Source organism: Pseudomonas baetica (genome assembly GCF_002813455.1).
GTDB lineage: Bacteria > Pseudomonadota > Gammaproteobacteria > Pseudomonadales > Pseudomonadaceae > Aquipseudomonas > Aquipseudomonas baetica.
The window spans coordinates 6099132-6117000 of the sequence record NZ_PHHE01000001.1 but is presented as its reverse complement, the minus strand read 5'-3'; the positions used below and the strand labels follow the sequence as shown (position 1 = coordinate 6117000).

At 61.2% G+C, this 17869-nt stretch carries 18 protein-coding genes; 3 read left to right on the top strand and 15 right to left on the bottom strand.

What is annotated here, in order from left to right:
* Positions 1–28: 28 nt before the first annotated feature.
* The 3 genes from ATI02_RS28450 to ATI02_RS28440 form a co-directional block, all read right to left on the bottom strand.
* The gene (locus ATI02_RS28450; protein ID WP_100848014.1) at positions 29–1003 is read right to left on the bottom strand and encodes a hypothetical protein; all 975 of its coding nucleotides are present in this window, start codon (positions 1001–1003) and stop codon (positions 29–31) included.
* A gap of 153 nt (positions 1004–1156) precedes the next feature.
* Positions 1157–1636 (bottom strand): DUF934 domain-containing protein, encoded by a 480-nt coding sequence (locus tag ATI02_RS28445; protein ID WP_100848013.1) that lies wholly within the window; start codon positions 1634–1636, stop codon positions 1157–1159.
* The gene (locus tag ATI02_RS28440) at positions 1633–3306 is read right to left on the bottom strand and encodes a nitrite reductase NirA (RefSeq protein WP_100848012.1); all 1674 of its coding nucleotides are present in this window, start codon (positions 3304–3306) and stop codon (positions 1633–1635) included. The genes ATI02_RS28445 and ATI02_RS28440 overlap by 4 nt, the downstream gene beginning before the upstream one ends.
* Positions 3307–3570: 264 nt before the next feature.
* On the opposite strand from ATI02_RS28440, the gene ccoN reads away from it, so the two are divergent.
* Together ccoN and ATI02_RS28425 are read left to right on the top strand one after the other, a co-directional pair.
* Positions 3571–4998 carry a cytochrome-c oxidase, cbb3-type subunit I gene (gene ccoN, locus ATI02_RS28430; protein ID WP_100848517.1) on the top strand — a complete coding sequence of 476 codons (1428 nt, stop codon included), beginning with the start codon at positions 3571–3573 and terminating at the stop codon, positions 4996–4998.
* Positions 4999–5013: 15 nt separating this feature from the next.
* Positions 5014–5235 (top strand): CcoQ/FixQ family Cbb3-type cytochrome c oxidase assembly chaperone, encoded by a 222-nt coding sequence (locus tag ATI02_RS28425; RefSeq protein WP_095191670.1) that lies wholly within the window; start codon positions 5014–5016, stop codon positions 5233–5235.
* Positions 5236–5351: 116 nt separating this feature from the next.
* On the opposite strand, the gene ATI02_RS28415 is transcribed toward ATI02_RS28425, so the two are convergent.
* Positions 5352–5843 (bottom strand): hypothetical protein, encoded by a 492-nt coding sequence (locus ATI02_RS28415; RefSeq protein WP_095189945.1) that lies wholly within the window; start codon positions 5841–5843, stop codon positions 5352–5354.
* A 195-nt stretch (positions 5844–6038) separates the two neighbouring features.
* Between ATI02_RS28415 and ATI02_RS28410 the strand changes: the two genes are divergently transcribed.
* Positions 6039–6731, top strand: coding sequence for an aspartate/glutamate racemase family protein (locus tag ATI02_RS28410; protein ID WP_100848011.1), 693 nt, complete (start codon positions 6039–6041; stop codon positions 6729–6731).
* A 1-nt stretch (position 6732) separates the two neighbouring features.
* On the opposite strand, the gene ATI02_RS28405 is transcribed toward ATI02_RS28410, so the two are convergent.
* From ATI02_RS28405 to ATI02_RS33415, 11 genes are all read right to left on the bottom strand, one after another.
* Positions 6733–7251, bottom strand: coding sequence for a GNAT family N-acetyltransferase (locus ATI02_RS28405; protein ID WP_095189947.1), 519 nt, complete (start codon positions 7249–7251; stop codon positions 6733–6735).
* Between the two features lie 190 nt (positions 7252–7441).
* A complete protein-coding gene (locus tag ATI02_RS28400) occupies positions 7442–8422 on the bottom strand; it encodes a LysR substrate-binding domain-containing protein (protein WP_095189948.1) in 981 nt (326 codons plus the stop codon).
* A 159-nt stretch (positions 8423–8581) separates the two neighbouring features.
* Positions 8582–9529 (bottom strand): peptidylprolyl isomerase, encoded by a 948-nt coding sequence (locus ATI02_RS28395; RefSeq protein WP_100848010.1) that lies wholly within the window; start codon positions 9527–9529, stop codon positions 8582–8584.
* Positions 9526–9996 (bottom strand): YbjN domain-containing protein, encoded by a 471-nt coding sequence (locus ATI02_RS28390; RefSeq protein WP_100848009.1) that lies wholly within the window; start codon positions 9994–9996, stop codon positions 9526–9528. Before ATI02_RS28390 ends, ATI02_RS28395 begins: the two co-directional genes overlap by 4 nt.
* Positions 9997–10025: 29 nt before the next feature.
* A complete protein-coding gene (locus ATI02_RS28385) occupies positions 10026–10655 on the bottom strand; it encodes a DNA repair protein (RefSeq protein ID WP_100848008.1) in 630 nt (209 codons plus the stop codon).
* A gap of 18 nt (positions 10656–10673) precedes the next feature.
* Entirely contained in the window at positions 10674–12371 is a 1698-nt protein-coding gene (locus tag ATI02_RS28380; protein ID WP_095189952.1) for a putative porin, read from the bottom strand.
* Positions 12372–12410: 39 nt separating this feature from the next.
* On the bottom strand, positions 12411–13109 hold the full coding sequence (locus ATI02_RS28375; RefSeq protein WP_100848007.1) for an energy transducer TonB: 699 nt from the start codon (positions 13107–13109) through the stop codon (positions 12411–12413).
* Positions 13110–13112: 3 nt separating this feature from the next.
* Positions 13113–13538, bottom strand: a complete 426-nt coding sequence (locus ATI02_RS28370; RefSeq protein ID WP_003224462.1) for an ExbD/TolR family protein — start codon at positions 13536–13538, stop codon at positions 13113–13115.
* 11 nt (positions 13539–13549) lie between these two features.
* Positions 13550–15349, bottom strand: a complete 1800-nt coding sequence (locus tag ATI02_RS28365; protein ID WP_100848006.1) for a DUF2341 domain-containing protein — start codon at positions 15347–15349, stop codon at positions 13550–13552.
* A gap of 12 nt (positions 15350–15361) precedes the next feature.
* A complete protein-coding gene (locus ATI02_RS28360) occupies positions 15362–16960 on the bottom strand; it encodes a ShlB/FhaC/HecB family hemolysin secretion/activation protein (RefSeq protein ID WP_100848005.1) in 1599 nt (532 codons plus the stop codon).
* A gap of 55 nt (positions 16961–17015) precedes the next feature.
* Positions 17016–17627 carry a transposase gene (locus ATI02_RS33415; RefSeq protein ID WP_100848004.1) on the bottom strand — a complete coding sequence of 204 codons (612 nt, stop codon included), beginning with the start codon at positions 17625–17627 and terminating at the stop codon, positions 17016–17018.
* Positions 17628–17869 lie beyond the last annotated feature (242 nt).

Sequence of the window (17869 nt, the reverse complement as noted above, 5' to 3'; positions counted from 1 at the left end):
TTCGGCAGCTCCTACAGGGGGTAGTGTGTTACCAGGAGGAAGTTTCGCCACTTCTCAGCGCCATCTCACGCCGACTGTTGATCCGCATCGCCTTGATCAGCGACACCGTGCCCACCAGCAAAATCGCCGCTCCAAACAGGAAGTCGATGTTGTACAGCTGGAAGTCCTGCACCGGCCCGATCAGCAGCACCCGCACCACGGCAACACCCACCAGCGTGGCGAGGAAATCGATTCCCGGCTCATTGCGGTAGAACACCAGCAACAGCGGCAGGCACAGCACCAGCAGCAGCGACAGCACCACAACCTTGAACGAGCCCTTGCGTTCGACACTGAATGCGCATTCGTGCGGGCCGTAGGCCTTGTAGTCATCGTCGCGAATCATCGAGTTTTTCTCGTTGATATAGTCGACGCGGTTGTACTTCTGGATCGGCGTGAAGGTGTTGGACATCTCCATCAACGTGGTGATGTTCTTGAAGCGCAGGTCGATGCGCTCGCTGCCCTTGAGGTAATAGAGCACCGGTTTGTAGCCGTAGCGGTAAGTGTCGAAGGGAAACTCGGTGACCTGGCCCTGAACGCCGATCGGACGAGGTTCAAGTTCGGCGTAGGCGCTTTTGTTGGTGGCCGAGAGGTTGCGGCTCAGTGGTTGAACCTTGACCTGTTCAAGGAAGATCGGCGTAGCGCCGTAGGACCACTGCAACGGCTCCAGACGCAGGCGCAGTTCGTTGCGGCTCAGGTCATAACGGTTGAAGGTGCGTTCGGAGACCACCAGAGAACCGCTGAGCATGAACTCGCCGCGCAGGTTATTGGTCACGCGCAAGGTCAGTTGGTCCTTGCCCAGCAACGCCGCTTCGGTGGACGGCGGAGTACCGCACCACGCCGTGCTTTCGCCGACACCGCCGAGCTGGCCGTCGCGGTTTTCCTTGAATACATAAAAGTAACTGGCCCACAGCGTCAGCATCAAAAGCAACGCGGTGAGGCCCAGGATTTTCTTGCCCGGACTCACTGATCAGACTCCCTTCTTCGGTTCCATCGGCCAGCCGAAAACCCGCTGGCGAGCGCGACTCTACCAAAAGGCCAGCATCGACCCAAGGAAAAATGCCCGATTGGCCAAGGTTCTAAGGGTTTCCCCGGTGGTAAAAGCAAGATCAAAAGATCGTCAGCGCCGACGGAACAACGGGCGTGGTTCGATCACCGAGCGCCCATACAACACGCTCATCCCGGCCAGTCCCTTCAGCGCATCCTCCGCCGACTTGTCCTCACGCACGGCAAAACTGTCGAACCCGCATTGGCGCATATGGCTGAGTTGATCACGCAACACATCGCCAATCGCGCGCAACTCCCCTGCCCAGCCGAAACGGCTACGCAGCAGATACGCCTGACTGTAGGCGCGGCCGTCGCGAAAGCTGGGGAAGTCCAGCGCGATCAGCGGCAGCGACGCCAGCCACGGCACCAGGCTTTCGACCTCATCGTCCGGCCCAAGCCACACCGCGTGGGTCGACGGCGATTGCAGCCAATGGGCCAGCGGCAGAATCAACAACCCTGCAGGCCTTGGCGTCGACGGCTCGCGAACCAGCATCCACGGATCAGCCCTTTCAATGCGCGCCACCCCCTGCTCCAGCCGCAGCAGATTGTTCATGCCGAGACCTCCAGCGCTTTCGGATACACGCGCTCCTTGAACGGCTCCAGGCCGATTCGCGCCAGCGTGTCGACAAACAATTCCTCACTCTCGCGGTAGCGCACGAAGGTGCCAATGATCCGCTCGATCACCTGCGGCACTTCGGCGGCGCTGAATGACGGGCCGATGACCTTGCCCAGCGCGCTGTGCTTGCCTTGCGCGCCACCGAGGGTGATCTGGTACCACTCGCTGCCGTTCTTGTCGACGCCAAGGATGCCGATATTGCCGATGTGGTGGTGGCCGCAAGCGTTCATGCAGCCGGAGATATTCAAGCTGATGTCACCAAGATCATGCAGGTAATCGAGATTGTCGAAACGCGCCTGAATCGCCTGGGCAATCGGGATCGACTTGGCGTTGGCCAGTGCGCAGAAATCGCCACCGGGGCAGGCAATGATGTCGGTCAGCAGGCCGATGTTGGCACTGCCAAGACCTCGCTCACACGCCAATTGCCACAGCGCATACAGATCGGCTTTCGGCACATCCGGCAGGACGATGTTCTGCTCGTGGGCAATGCGGATTTCGCCAAAACCGAAACGCTCCGACCAATCGGCCACCGCCAGCATCTGCCCCCCCGTGACATCGCCCGGCGGTGCGGCCAGGCCCGGTTTGGTCGACAGCACAACGCTGGTGTACCCCGGTTTCTTGTGCGGTTGTACATTGCGCGCAACCCAACGGGCGAAGGCCGGGCTCTCGGCCAGGCGGGTGCCGAAGTCCAGATCGGTGTCGGGCAACGTGTGATAGATCGGCGGCACGAACGCACTGGCGACCCGCTCATACTCGGCATCGGTCAGTTGCGCCGGGCCGTCCTTGTGGTGCTGCCATTCCTCTTCGACCTCTTTGGCGAACGCCTCGATCCCCAGCGCCTTGACCAGAATCTTGATCCGCGCCTTGTACTTGTTGTCGCGCCGGCCATGGCGGTTGTACACGCGCAGCACCGCCTCGACGTAGGACAACAAATGCTGCCACGGCAAGCCTTCGCGGATCTGCAGACCCAGGATGGGGGTGCGCCCCAAACCGCCGCCGACAATCACCCGCAACAGCATTTGCCCGCTATGACCTGGATAAAGGTAGAGGCCGATGTCATGCATCATGATTGCTGCGCGATCCTGCTTCGCCGAGCAGATGGCGATCTTGAATTTGCGCGGCAGGAACAGGAATTCCGGGTTGATCGTCGACCATTGCCGCAGGATCTCCGCCAACGGACGCGGGTCGATCATCTCGTCCGCTGCGACCCCGGCGAACGCTTCGGTGGTGATGTTGCGCACGCAATTACCGGAGGTCTGGATCGCATGCATGTTGACCTGCGCCAGGCGGTCAAGGATATCCGGCACCTGGGCCAGTTCGATCCAGTTGAACTGCATGTTCTGCCGCGTGGTGAAGTGACCGTAACCACGGTCGTAATCGCTGGCGATGCTCGCCAGCGTACGCATTTGCTCGGCACTGAGCGTGCCGTAGGGAATGGCCACACGCAGCATGTAGGCGTGCTTTTGCATGTACAGACCGTTTTGCAGACGCAGCGGCAGGAACTCCTCTTCACTCAACTCGCCCGCCATGAAGCGCTCGACCTGATCGCGGAATTGCGCAACGCGCTCGAACACCAGAGCGCGGTCGTAATCGTCGTATTGATACATGCTGCTGCCACCTCATCAGGATTGATCACAGATCAAACTGTGGATTTTCCCTGACTATGGCCGAACGGCGCAGTTCGTTACAGATTCACCTGAACGTATAAAAACCATATCAGGGCGCGGCAGAACGCCGCAGGCAGCACTTCCATCTGATCCGTATAAATGAAATTTTCCTGAGCCTGTTTTGTTTCTGGCGTTATTCCTACAGTGCAACCCATGCCAGACCGGGTGGCCTGGCAAGACTTTGCAACCGTGGATGAACTGACCATGAGCACAGCAACAATCGGACAGGCCTATAACTACAAGGTCGTCCGCCAATTCGTTATCGCGACGGTTTTCTGGGGTGTCGTCGGGATGGCGATGGGGGTATGGATCGCCTCGCAACTGGTTTGGCCAGAGATGAATCTGGACCTGCAATGGACAACCTTCGGCCGCTTGCGACCACTGCACACCAGTCTGGTGATTTTCGGTTTCGCCGGCAGCGCGCAATTCGCTGCCAGTTACTACGCCGTGCAACGCACCTGCCAGGTGCGGCTGTACTCGGACAAACTCGCCGCGTTCACTTTCTGGGGCTGGCAATCGGTGATCGTGGTCATGCTGATCACCCTGCCGCTGGGTTACACCACCACCAAGGAATATGCCGAGATCGAATTCTCCGGCGCGGTGTGGATGGCCGTGGTCTGGGTCGCGTACGCCATTGTGTTCTTCACCACCGTGGTGCAGCGCAAAACCAAACACATTTACGTCGGCAACTGGTTTTTTGGTGCGTTCATTCTGGTGATCGCCATGCTGCACGTGGTCAATCACCTGTCGATTCCGGTGGACTGGTTCAAGTCCTATCCGGTGTATTCCGGGGCCACCGACGCCATGGTGCAGTGGTGGTACGGGCATAATGCGGTGGGGTTCTTCCTGACCACCGGGTTCCTCGGGATGATGTATTACTTCGTGCCGAAACAGGTCAACCGGCCGGTGTACTCGTATCGCCTGTCGATCGTGCATTTCTGGGCGCTGATCACCCTGTACATCTGGGCCGGCCCGCACCATTTGCACTACACCGCGTTGCCGGACTGGGCGCAGTCACTCGGCATGGCGATGTCGCTGATCCTGCTGGCGCCGAGCTGGGGCGGCATGATCAACGGCATGATGACGCTCTCGGGCGCCTGGCATAAGTTGCGTACCGATCCGATCTTGCGCTTCCTGGTCCTGTCGCTGGCGTTCTACGGCATGTCGACCTTCGAAGGACCGATGATGGCGATCAAGACCGTCAACGCCCTCTCCCACTACACCGATTGGACCATTGGCCACGTACACGCCGGGGCGCTGGGCTGGGTGGCGATGATCACATTTGGCGCGACCTATCACATGGTGCCGAAAGTCTTCGGCCGCGAGCAGATGTACAGCACGCCGCTGATCAACCTGCACTTCTGGCTGGCGACCATCGGCACCGTGCTTTACATCGCGTCGATGTGGGTCAACGGCATCACGCAAGGCCTGATGTGGCGGGCGATCAACGAGGACGGCACGCTGACCTATTCGTTCGTCGAAGCGCTGCAAGCCAGTCATCCGGGGTTCATCGTGCGCTTTGCCGGCGGGGTGTTTTTCCTCAGCGGCATGCTGTTGATGGCCTACAACGTGTGGCGCACGGTGCGGGTTGCCGACGTAGCGCTGGCGCGCAGTGAAGCGCAGATCGCCTGAGGCAGGGAGCCCGTGATGTTCGATATCTTATTGAATGGGTTGGGCGTGGTGTTTTTGTGGCTGGCGGTGGAGTACTGCTTGCGGCATGAGACTGCCGAGAGCCTGGATGATGCGAGCCTTACGCCGTTTGCCGATGATCCGGAGGTGGCGCGGCGGGTTGAGTTGGCTACTGGCAAAACCGTGAAAGCGGTGGCGCCGGAGGTGGCGAAGCCGGGGTGGGTCAATCTGGAGATGTAACCTCCTGTAGGAGCTGCCGCAGGCTGCGATCTTTTGATCTCGCGTTTAAAAAAACAGATCAAAAGATCGCAGCCTGCGGCAGCTCCTACAGGGGGAATGCGTGTTTTCTTGGGGGCTCAGGTACGGTCGCGAGGGATCAGGCTCTGCAACTGTTGAGCGAGGAAGTTTGCGTCGAAGGCAAACGTATCCGGATCCTTCAAACCATTGGTCTTGCGCCACTGCCACTCACCGCTCGGCAACCCCACCAGCGAAATACTGCCGTAGCGCGCCGCCGTCAAACCCATCACCGCCAGTGAAATCTGCCCCGCGCTGCCCATCACATCCGGCACGAACTCCACCGGTTTGCCGGCAATCACGATCGTCAGCTTCTCGGTCTTGAAGGTCGAAGTCTCGACCGGCGTGCTCGGACCGAAGGCGACATACGCCTCACGGCTGACCTCCAGCAGATTCGGTGCCTGCACCGGTTCCAGCCATTGCTGGATCTGCCCGAACAATTCGGTAATGCGGGCTGCCCACGCCTGCGACTGCGTTTCGAACAATTGCTTCTTGTGCGCCTCACTCTCGGCATAGTGACGAAGCATTTCGCCCAGCTGTTGTACGTCGTTCATCGGTACGTTCCTCGGGAGAGAGCCTGCGATAGTCGATAGTGACAGATCGAAGCGCTGCCGTACGTTTATCCTCGAAAGCCGACACCGGGACACTTTGCACAAGGATCGACGGTACAGTTGGCTTTGCACTGGCATGCGCCCTTGAACAAATGGACACTCTGTCGCAGCCCAACCTTCATAACCAGGGAAAACCCAATGCGCATCATCGGTCTGATCGGCGGCATGAGCTGGGAGTCCAGCGCCGAATACTATCGAATCATCAATCAACAGGTGCGTGATCGCCTCGGCCCATTGCGCTCGGCGCAGGTGCTGATGTACAGCGTCGACTTCGGCCCCGTCGAACAGGCCCAGCACGCCGGGCGCTGGGACGATGCGGCGGCGATCCTGGTGGATGCGGCGCGCAGGCTCGAAGCCGGCGGCGCCGAATGCGTGGTGCTGTGTACCAACACCATGCACAAGGTTGCCGAGCAGATTCAGGCGGCGATCAGCATTGCGTTTTTGCACATTGCCGAACCGGCCGCACAGGCGGCTCTGAACATAGATGCACGCACGGTCGGATTGCTCGGCACCGCATTCACCATGGAACAGGATTTCCTCAAGCAACGCCTGGTCGCCAAGGGTTTGACCGTGTTAGTGCCGGACGAAACAGAGCGCAAGGAAGTACACCGGATCATCTACGACGAACTCTGTGTCGGAGTGATCAGCGAATCGTCGCGCAAGATTTACCAGCAAGTAATCGAATCCCTGACCGCGCGCGGCGCCCAGGCGATCATTCTTGGCTGCACGGAAATCGGCCTGCTGATCAAACCCGAACACAGCACCCTGCCCTTGCTCGACACCACCGAACTGCATGCGCAGTCGGCGGTGGCCTTCGCGCTGGGTGACTGAGTCAGGCTTTAGGCGGGCGGCGCAGGCGGGCCATGCTCAGGGTGTCGACCCATTGCCCGTCGCGCACCGCGTAGTCGCGAAACAGCCCTTCGTCTTCAAACCCGAACTTGCGGTACAAAGCGATGGCCGCTTCGTTATCGGCATACACCGTCAGTTCGACACGGTGCAGGTTCATCCAGTTGTCGGCGACATCCAGCGCCGCCGCCAGCAACGTTGAACCCACGCCTTTGCCCTGCCAGGCCACCGCCACGCCCATGCCGAAGCTGCCGGCGTGGCTGCGGCGAATCCGTGAATAGTGCTCCAGGCCCAAATGGCCGATCACCTCGCCCTGATGCAGCGCCACCAGTTTCAACGCCCGCTCGCTATCCGCCATCACCCGTTGACGCCAGACCTCGACGGACTGAAACGGCATCTGCAGCACCTGGCGGGCCACGGCCGGGTCGTTGTACAGCGCGGTGACAGCCTCGACGTGGGAATCGTTGAAACGTTCGAGATCAATGGTGGGGTTGTGCTCGGGCATGGCAGATCCGTCCTGGATCGATGTGTGGCCGACCACTCTAAACCGCAAACCTCGAATCTGGCGAGATCAATATGTGGGAGGGGGCTTGCTCCCCAAAGCAGTGGGTCAGCCCCCTCATCCTTGAATGGTCCAGCGCATTCGGGAGCAAGCCCCCTCCCACAGGGGATTCGGGTTTCAGGAGGAAATGGGCTCAGTGCTGAAACCATTCCTGGCGTTCGTTGAACGTGTGGTGAATCAGTTCCACCAAGGTTTGCACTTCGGCGATATGTTGCGACTCGATGTTCACCGCCAGCCATGCCTTAAGCTGCATCGGTTCGCTGAACAAACCCGGCAACGCCACCAGTCCGCGGTCGTAGCGGCTCATGTACGCCGGCAGCAAACCGATGCACGCACTGCAGCGGATCATTTCCAGCATCAGGTCATAAGATTGCATCTGCACCACGCCGGCCAGACGTTGCTCGACCAGTTCATTCCACGGGCGGAAGCTGTCGATCTGCCGATCGTGTTGCCATTGCACCAGCATGAAATCCGCAAGGTCGTCGGGGCTGTCAGGGCGTGCGGTGACGCGGGAGTAGCGTTTGGCGATGTGTGGCAAGTAGTCAAGGCTCGCCAAGGGCTGCGGTGGATTGGTGGCGAAGGCCGGGCCGGGCAGCGGCGTCTCGCCGTGGGCCAGCCACAGGACGACGTCAGCGCTGACCGCACGCAGCGACAGTTCGCTGTCAAGGGCGATGATTTCCAGGCGTACGCTGGCATTGCGGCGCAGTAGCGCAATCAGGTCGCGGCCAAGGATGTCGTGCAGGATCGATTCGGCGACGGCCAGGCGGATCAGCGGCTGTTCAACCACCGGTAGTTTGCGCTCGTTGGCCAGGGCGAGCAGTTTTGCCTGCAACTGCTGACCTTCGCGGGTCAGGCTCAAGGCGCTGCCCTGAAAGCTGAACAGGGAATGCTGGAGTGCCTGCTCAAGCTGCGCCAATTGTTTGCGCAACAGGGTCGAACGCACGTTCAGGCTGCGCGCTGCTTGCATAAAGCAACCGCAACGGGCACTGACCAGAAAGTACTGCGCGACCTCGGCGTCGATGGTCGCGGCGTGTGACAGCCAGGGTTCGCTGGCGTCCTGCGCCCAGCGAAACTCGGCGCCGCCCTGTCGTCCTGCGGATTCGGTGAATGACATCGATGACTCCCTGTCGATCTTTGTACTGGAAAACGCCTAGGTTTAAATGTGGGAGCGAGCCTGCTCGCGAATGCGGTGCGTCAGGTACCAACGATATTGGATTGACCGACGCTTTCGCGAGCAAGCCCGCTCCCACAGGGGATTTGCGCTGCATCAGGACTATTGTTTTTCCTCGAGGACTTTGTTCAGTTCTGCCCCATCAATACTCAACGTCGCGGTATTGAGCATGCCGTCCAGATACGCCTGGGCAATTTGCTCCTGACGCTGGGCCCGCAAGGCCTGGGTCAGTTGATCGCGCAATTCATCCAGCGTCGCGGTACGCGCCGGTTGCTGCTCGGTGAGCTTGATGACATGAAACCCGGCCGCGCTCTGCACCGGCTCAGACACGCTGCCAACCTTGAGCCGTGCCACCGCACCGCGCACCTCCGGCACCAGCTGCTGCAACGGTTGCAGGCCGCTATCGCCGCCGCGCTCGGCGGTGACGCGGTCCTGCGAATACTGGCTCGCCAGTGCGGCAAAGTCCTCCGGTGTGGCCTGCGCCTTCTTGCTCAAATCCGCTGCCTGCTTGCGTACGGCTTCAAGGTTCTGCGGCTCGTTCACCCCAAGAAAAATCTGGCTGACCCGGTACAACGCCGGGGTCTGCCAATTCGCCTTGCCGGCGTCATAGGCTTTGTGCAAATCGGCCGCACTCGGGTAATCCGCCGGCACCTCGCTGACGGCGCGCAGGTAATCGCGAAAAACAATCTGCTCAGTCGCCGCGCGAGTCTGCCGCGCAACGTCCGGACGCTGCGCCCAACCCTGCGCATCGGCCTGCTCCAACACGGCTTTTTCCGCCAGTCGCGTGCGAATCCAGCGTTCCAGCGCTTCACGATTAGCGCGCAGTTGTTCACGGGCTTCAGGCGCGACGGTCGACAGTAACGCCTGCAACTCCTGCGGCGACACCTGCTGATTACCCAACCGCGCCACCGCTGGCCCGCCAGCAACCGCCGCCACTGGCGACGATTGCTGGGCGGCGACCGGGTCACTGCCCGGCCGCACCACCAGCGCCACGGCTACCACCAACAGCGCCACTGCTCCAGCGCCGATCACCATGGCAGGCTTTTTCACAGCGCGACTTCCTCTTGCTCGGCAACGGCCACATTTGCCGATGAGGCTTGTGCGGCCTGACTGAAGTCACGCAGGTAAACGATGAACTCCTGCAACAGGCGATCCCACAATTCCAGGTTGCCGCGCAGGTGATCGTTGCTGACGCCGGCGGCCAGCACCACGTCCATCTCCATCACCAGAAACTCGCCCTGCAACGACAAGCGGGCAAAACGACGGGTCGCGTTCCACTGCTCGGCCACACCCTGCGGTAATTCACCCTGCACCCGCAGCGCACAGCTGAAAGTGAAATCGACATAGCTGCCCTGCTCCACCGCCGGGTTGCCGAAGCGCACGGCGTAGCCAATGCCCTGGCTGGCGCTGAGCAACTGGACGATGCCGTTCTGTTCGGTCTGGTTGACGCGATAACCGGCGGCTTGCAGGACGTCGGTCAACGATTGCGGGGAAACGTGGCTGATCAATTGAGTCATTGTTTCTTCCTTGTTTATCAGGCTTTTAATCAGTGCGAGAGCGCGGCTTGCGGCGCGTCGAATTGAGTCTTGTAGAGCTCGTCGCCGAACCCCTGGGCCAGTTCATCGAACTTGACCCGGGCGCTGCCCGCGAAGGGCTGGCGAATCTTCATCACCTCGGCCACATCGATGGTTTCGTAGGCGCTGAGGATCTGTTTGGCGACGCCGTACATCTGCTGATTCTTGACTGAACATTGCTGCACTTGTGTGTCACGTTCAGCCAATTGCGCTTGAAGCTTAGACCGTTCTGCCTCTTTGGCACGGGCCATGACCAGCAACTCGTCATAGGCCTTTTTGAACTTGCCGGTCTGCTCAGCGCTGGCCGCGACTTGCGCCAGAGCCTGGCTGTGCAGGCTCTGTTGTTGCCCGGCCAGTTGCTCGGCGACGCCTTTGGCCTTGGCCAGTTCGGCGCTCAATTGCTTGATTTGCGCCTGCGCGGCCTTGACCTCGTTCTGCGCCGCCAGTTGCGCGGCGCTGGCCTGGGCCTGCTGGCTTTGCAGGGCCTGCAACTGCTGAGTGGTGCTGCGCAACTGGGTACGCAGGCGTTCTTCCATGCCTTCGGCGCTAGCGTTCTGGGCGATGAACAAACTCAGCCCCAGCAGTAAAACTCGTGCGTGCATGATCGTTCTCCCGGCGCCTTAGAAGCGCGTGTTGATCTCAAGCTGCATGACGTCGATGTCGAACGGTGCGCCGTACACCGCTTCCGTGCTCATCCAGCGACCCGTCGCATAAACGTTCTTCGCCAGGCCGTAGTTGCCGCCGATGAAATAGCCCTTGGCGTTGGTGCCGCCGAGGTGGAACGACGAGTCGTTGAAGCCGTCCGGCAAGGCATCCGGCTGGATGTACTTGTAGCCGGCAAACATATTCCAGTCGCCCTGCTTCTTCAGGTCCAGCGCATTGCCGAGGGTGAACTGCACCATCCACGCATTGGCGCCGCTTTCGATATCGCCATTGCTGTTGAGGTTGTTGACGACCTGTCCGGCCGAACGCTTGCGCATATCGCCTTCGTCGTAACCGAGGTTGTGGATGTAGTTGCCCTGGCTGCGCAGCTTGAAGTCTTCCGGCAGGTCGGCATCCCAGACCATGTTCAGGTCGAGCAAGTTGAATTCGGAGGCGAGGCCGACAAATTGCGGCTGCGGCGTAGTCGTCGGGTTGAGCGGGTTTGGCGTGATGTCACGCAGCAGGAACACGCTGTTGCCCTTCTGCATGAACGCCGCGCGGCTGCCATCGCTGTCGCAACCCGGGGCACCGGCCCACGGAGTGCAAGGGCTGGAGCGCTGGCCTTCGATGTCGTCGAAACGGTAGTAAGCCAGTGCGCCCTTCAAACGGTTGTTGCTGTTGATTGCCCACTTGGCGCCGATCTGCGCGCCGTACAGCCATTTGTTGTCGCTCTCTTCCTTGTCAAAACCGTTGCTGCTGGCGGTGTCGTTGGTGTAGTCCACCGGGAATGCGCCGACGGTACCGAACACGCCCCAATCACGATTGAGTTTGTGGTCGAAAATCGCCGCGACGCCGTCGAAGTTCAGGTCGTTGGAATACAGCATGTCGGTGGACATGAACGGGTTGGCGAAGCGGCCACCGGTCAGGGTCAGCTCATCCGTGGGTTTCCAGTTCAGGTAACCCTGATCGAGCCAGATGTCTTTCTTGGCGAAACCGCCGCCGAGGTTCTGCGTGGTCGACACCGGGTTGTTGTCGGAGCCGGTACCGATGCGGATGCCGGCGGTCCATTCCGGCGAAATAACGGCTTTCATGCCCAGCCGTGCGCGCAGACGGAACAGGTTTTCGCGGTCTTCGCGGGTGTTGAGCAACGGCGGCAGGTTGGTGCTGCTGTTGGGGTTCACGTCGTAGGGGCCGTTGTTGTTGAGTTTGGCAAAATCGACGATTTCGTTGCTGTTGCTGCCCGAGTAGTAGCGCGATTCGTCACGCAGACGAATATCACCGTCAAAGCTGATGCGCGAGGCCCAGTCCGGGAAGGTGTTGGGCGCGGCCCAGTTTTCTTGCTTGGCGGTGGCCATGACTTCAGCTTTGACCTGATCGCGGATCTGGTCGCGCACCGCCGCCGGCACGTATTGCACGCGCACATCGCCCGGCGCTGCAACGGGGCCTGCCGCCACCGCCGTGGTTGCGGCAGCCTGTTTGGCCTGCGCCGCTTCGTTCTGCGCTTGAGCGATCAGGGCGTCAGCCTTGTCCTGCTTCAGAATGCCCTGCTCGACCAGCAAGCGGATCAGATTGATCGTGGCGTTCTCCGAGGGCGCAGGCGCCGCTGCGGCCTGACCGACCAGGGTCGCGATGACCATGCCGGCCGCCAGGGACAATCGACTCACGTTGGAAATCATCTGCACACAACTCCTTTTGGCAAAAATCTAAGAATTCGGTTAACCCGGACGCCGCCCTTGCAGGGACAGGCGTACAGGCAAAGTCATGGAGGCCGGTGGCCGTTCACTTAAGTGCGGCGCGTTGCGCAGTGCCGCCAGAACCTGGGTATCGATTTGCGGGTTGCCACTGGACTTGATCAGCTCGACCCGGGTGATCTCACCGACGCTGCTCAGCCAGACATCGGCCTGCAGGGTGAAAGCGAGGTTGCGCAGCTCGGGGTTCTCGCGCAGCAGCTTCTGAAAGGTGAACGCGAGGAACTGGCTGTACGTGCCGTTACCCAAGCGCCCGCCCCCAGCGCCGGCCATGCCGCCGCCCTTGCCCGCGCCGATGTTGAAGGCGTCGTTGCCGGACTGCGCATCGCCGTCCATTTGCATCGGGTTGGCCAGATCGTCCGCCGGCGATGGCGGCGCCTCTTCTTCGGGCTTGACCTCTTCGGGTTCGGGCGTTGGCTCGGGCTCGACGACTTTTTCTTCCACCGGGGTTTCCGGCTCTGGCGGCTTCTCGGGTGGCGGCGGTGGCGGCAACGGAATGATCGTCGGCACTTTCGGTGCTTCGCGGCGCACGCCACTCATGTCGTTGGCCCACTGCCAGAGGAACCACGCGGCGATGGCACCGAGCAGCAGCCCGGCGCCCCACTTCACAAAGCGCAGTGGCGACGGCTTCACCGGCAGCGGCTCGATCGGGAGTTGTGCGGTCATCACTCAGCCCTGCGTCGGTTTGCCGGTCACAAGACCGACCTGGGACAGTTCGAGCCGGCGCAGCAGATCCAGCACTTCGATGACTTTCTGGTATTGCACCGTCGCATCGCCGCGCACGATCACCGGGAAGTCCGGGCTCTGCGCCTTCTCGATGCGCAGGCGTTCTTCCAGTTCGGCCAGCGTCACCGGGTAGGCATCGAGGAACACTTGCCCGCCATCGTTGACCGAAATCGCCTTGGTCTTGGCTTCGGACAAGGACACTGAAGCGCTGGCCTTGGGCAAGTTGATCTGGATCCCGGAGACCTGCGCGGTGGCAGTGAGGATGAACATCACCAGCACCACCATCAGCACATCCACCAGCGGGGTGATGTTGATGCTGTCCACCGCTGCGTCTTCGTCATCGTCGTGGGAGGCATTTACGGACGCCATGTCAGTGCTCCTCAGGCCGGTACGGAGTGGTTGGCGTGATGGCCGCGCTGATGCGCCGCCTCACTGAACTGGCTCTCGCCGTGCATCTCCGCCAGACGGGTGATGAACTCGTCGACGAACACGCGCATGTCGGCGCTGACTTCCTTGTTGCGGGTGATCAGGCGGTTGTAGCCAAACAGCGCCGGGATCGCGACGAACAGGCCCATCGCCGTGGCCAGCAACGCCGCGGCCATGCCGGGGGCGATCGCATTGATGTTGACGTCGCCGGCCATCGCAGTGCCGAGGAACACCACCATGATCCCCAGCACGGTGCCGAGCAGGCCGATATACGGGCCGCCGGCGATGGCGTTGGACAGGGTCGAGAGTTTCGAGCTGAGGGCCTGGTTTTCCCGGGTGCGCACGCCGTCCATCGAGCAACGAATGGCTTCGATGGTTGCAGCGGAAACCGAGGAGGTATCGGCGCCCTGCTCGCGGCGGGTGCGGATCTCTTTCACCGCCACCAGATACAGGCGCCACAGCGACGAATGTTGCAGGCGCTGAGCGAGTTGCGCGTCGTCAGCGAACATTTCCAGACGCGTGCCGACCTTGGCGAACTGCTCGCGGAAGGCTTCGTTGGCCTTGCTGACGCGACCGAGCGTGCGGTTCTTGCGCAGCATGATGATCCACGACTGGAACATCATCAGCACCAGCACGGCGATGATCACCCAGGCGTCCACTGGCACAGCATTGAGCAGGAAGCCGAGGCTGCCGAAGCCGTAACCGGACTGTTCTTCATCAACGCCGTAAGCCACCAGTTTCGACTCGGCACCTTGCGAGGTGGCATCGGCCAGGATCAGCGGCGCAGGACGGGCGACTTTCGACAGACGCAGTTCGTCGATGGCGCCCACGAATGGCTGCAAGGCACTGGCGGAAAGATCCGCGCCGATGGCCATGACCGAGTTGAACGCGGGCATCGCGACCGCCAGTGTCGTGCCTTCGCGGCCATTGATGTACAGGGTGACTTTGGAGCCTTCGGCGGTCAGCGCGACGTGTTGCCATTGGCCCGGATTGAGCGGTTGCGTGGCGACCGCGCGCTGGCCGTCGATTTCCACGAACGGCACGCCTTGATTGACGCCGACCAGCAGACTGTTGGCGCCTTCCCGGCGGGCCAGAATCAGTTGTTCGCCATTGGCCTGATCCAGGCGCAGCCAGGCACTGAAGGTGAATGCGCTGCCAGCGTTGTGCTGCAACGACAGACTGGCCGGCAACAGCAGTGGTTGGCCGGTGAACTGCAAGGCCCGCCCGACTACGCCGTCAATCGCCGCGCCGGTCGCGCTTTGCGCGGTGTTGCCGTAGGCGGTGGTGTCTTTGGCCGGGGTGCCGGTGGCGCCGTCGAAGTGATACAGCGCGGTGTAATTCGGATCGAAGGTCAGTTGACCGTTGCCGGTGGCCGGAGCTTTCTGGTTGCCGTAATACATCCAGATGTCTTGGCGCTGACCGCCCTCGACATTCGGTACATCGACCCAGATCAGCGCCATGCCCATCAGCGCATCGAAGCTTTCGATCTGGTGATTGAGCACGGTCTTGTCATCGGCGCTGACAAAGCGCAGGTCCGAGCCGTCTTCCTTGACGCCGTCGAAGGTGAAGTTGCCGGTGTGCAGACGCACCAGCAGCGCGGTGCGGCCCAGGGCCTGATTGATTGCTGCGCCTTGCGGCGTGGTGTCGACGGCGATCTGTTTGCGGTAATGCCAGTCGTCCTGCCACCAGGCCTGAGCCGTGGCCGGGAGCACGAAGCCCAGGCAGATCAACAACGAAAGGAAGAGGCGCTGCATGTACGTGCTCCTTTAGAAAGTGGCTTGAAGGTTGAAGTGCAGGCGCGATTCCTGTCTCGAGGTGTTCGGCCCTTCGAGTAGCGGATAGCCCCAGTCGAGGCTGCCGGACAGCCATTTGCTCAGGCTGGCGCGGGTGCCGAGGCCGACACTGGCCAGGGCGTAATTGGCGTCCTGATCCGGCAGTTCGTCGCGCAGGTACAACCGCGCGCCCTCAGCGAAGGCGTAGAAACGCCAGTCCTGCATCCACGTGCCGGCGTACTTGGCCAGCGATGGCGTGCGCAGTTCCTGGCTCAGCAAGTAGCCGTCATCACCCGTGCGTTCGGCGGCCAGATAGCCGCGTACTGAGGTCGCGCCGCCGGCGGAGAATTGTTCATTGGAGACCAGTGGCCCCGAGGCCAACTGGAACGCGGCTTTGCTCGCGCTCTGCCAGTCGTTGGCGAAGGTCCAGGTGAAATTCGTGTCGCCCTTGAGCACGGCGAAACTCGGCTTGGCGCGGTAGCGTTTGTAGTCGAAGTCTTCGTCGGAACTGCCGTAGCCGAAGAGGCTGCGTGTGGCGGCGACCAGGCTCAGGCCGAGGCCGAGCTGGCTCTTTTCGGTGTAGCGATAGCCGTTGTAGGCGAAGGTGAATGGCGCGTATTGCAACGGGACTTTGTCGCTTTCGCCGGACAGCGTCAGGCGTTCGTCAAAGTCCTTGAAGTCGATGCCGGCCGACAGCGAGTTCGACCAACTGCCGCTGGACGGCAGCGTGTAGATCGCCGACACGCCGTAGGAATGGCCCTTGCCCAGCACGTTGCTGCCGCCGATGGTCGCGACGTTGCTGTCGGACTGGTAACCGGAGAACTGCACGCTCCAGCGATCCGTGAGTGGCGCGGTGTAGGAACCGGACCAGACCTTGGCGTTGTCGGTGTCCTGTGGCGCGGTGAAGTAAGTCAGGGAAAGGCTGTGGCCGAGTTGCCAGAGGTTGTTGTAACCAAGGCTGGTGACGGCACGCAGTTTTTCGGTATCGGCGCTGTAATCGTTGTTGAGGCCGACGCTGGCGGTCCACGGGCTCTGGTCTTCAACCTGCAAATCGACGTCCATGGTGCCGGGGCGCTGACCTTCGCGCACCAGCGGCATGACCTGGCGGCCCGGGGTTTTGTTGAGTTGCGCCAGTTCGCCCTGAACCTTGGCGAAGTCCGGTACCTCGCCTTCCTTGAGCGCCGGCACTTCGTCGCGGATGTCCAGCGGCGAATAGTGTTTGGCGCCGACCACGCGCACCCGGCCGACCTTGGTTTCGCTGACTTGCAGATAGACGATGCCGTCCGCCACGGCTTGCTCTGGCAGTTCGACGAACACCGATTGATAGCCACGCTGCTGATAGGCCTTCTGCAAGGCATCCCGGGCGCCTTCGATATCGTTCATGCCTTTTTGCGGGCCGAGAAACGGGTACACCGCTTCTTCAATCGCCCGGGCATCGAGCACGCTGTTGCCGCGCACAAAGTATTCGTTGACGTCGACCAGACGCTGCGCCGCTGCGTTTTCGGTGGCCTCCTCGGCCAATGCCGGCTGCACGCCCGCCGTCACCAGCAGCCAGCCCCACAGCGCCAGCCGTGACTTGAAAATCGGTTCCACACTACCCCCTGAATTCGCGTTGACCTGTTGGCGCTTGTGCACCTTGTGTGTTGCGTCAGTTGCTGGCTGTCGAAGCGCAGGCGTGTTTGCCGAGCCACGTGTGCAATAGCGCGAAGTTCAAGGAGAACTCGGGCATTTGCAGCAAGGCACCGCAGAACACTTCGCCGATGATTTTTTGAATGAGTTGCACCGCCTGCGGGTTGTTGAGCAGCGTGGCGATGTCGCGACTGAGGGCGTTGAAGCTCCAGACTTTCTGATGCAGGCCCAGGCCAACGAACCAGCGGAACAGCAGGTTGTAACTGAGCTGTTCGTAGAGCTGCTGCTCACTGGGCACCGAATACAGCAGTTGCAGAAGCAGGATGTGCATGACCGTTTGCGCCGGGATCAGCCGGCCGGGTTCGGCGTTGAGGTTGTGCAGAAGGTCGCGGTGGGCGTCGAGCAAGTCGTCGATCTGCGGGCGCAGCAAGACCAGCGAATGGCCCGGCGGAATGTAGCTGGAGACCTCTTTCAAGGCGCCCTGCCAGTCATCCTGCGAGACGATCCAGACCCACGGCGCGCCGTAGCGATACACCGAAACCGGCTTCTTGCGCGCGGCTTCGACGATCTTCGACAGGCGTTGATCGAGTTCCTGCATGCCCACTTTCGAGTAGCGTTCCATAGTCCCCATTGCCTCACTCCCGGCGTCCCGCCTCGGCTTGTGAAAAGCGCCCCGTTGGGCCCCTCAAGCGCGTTACATAGGCATGACCGGACTGGCGATGTGCTACCGAACTTTTGTCATAAAAGCTTCATTACAGGATTGCTCGAGATTTAACAGACGACACTAAACCTGTGGGAGCGAGCAGGCTCGCGAATACGGTGTGCCAGTCAAGTAGAGGGTGACTGACAGGACGCTTTCGCGAGCAGGCTCGC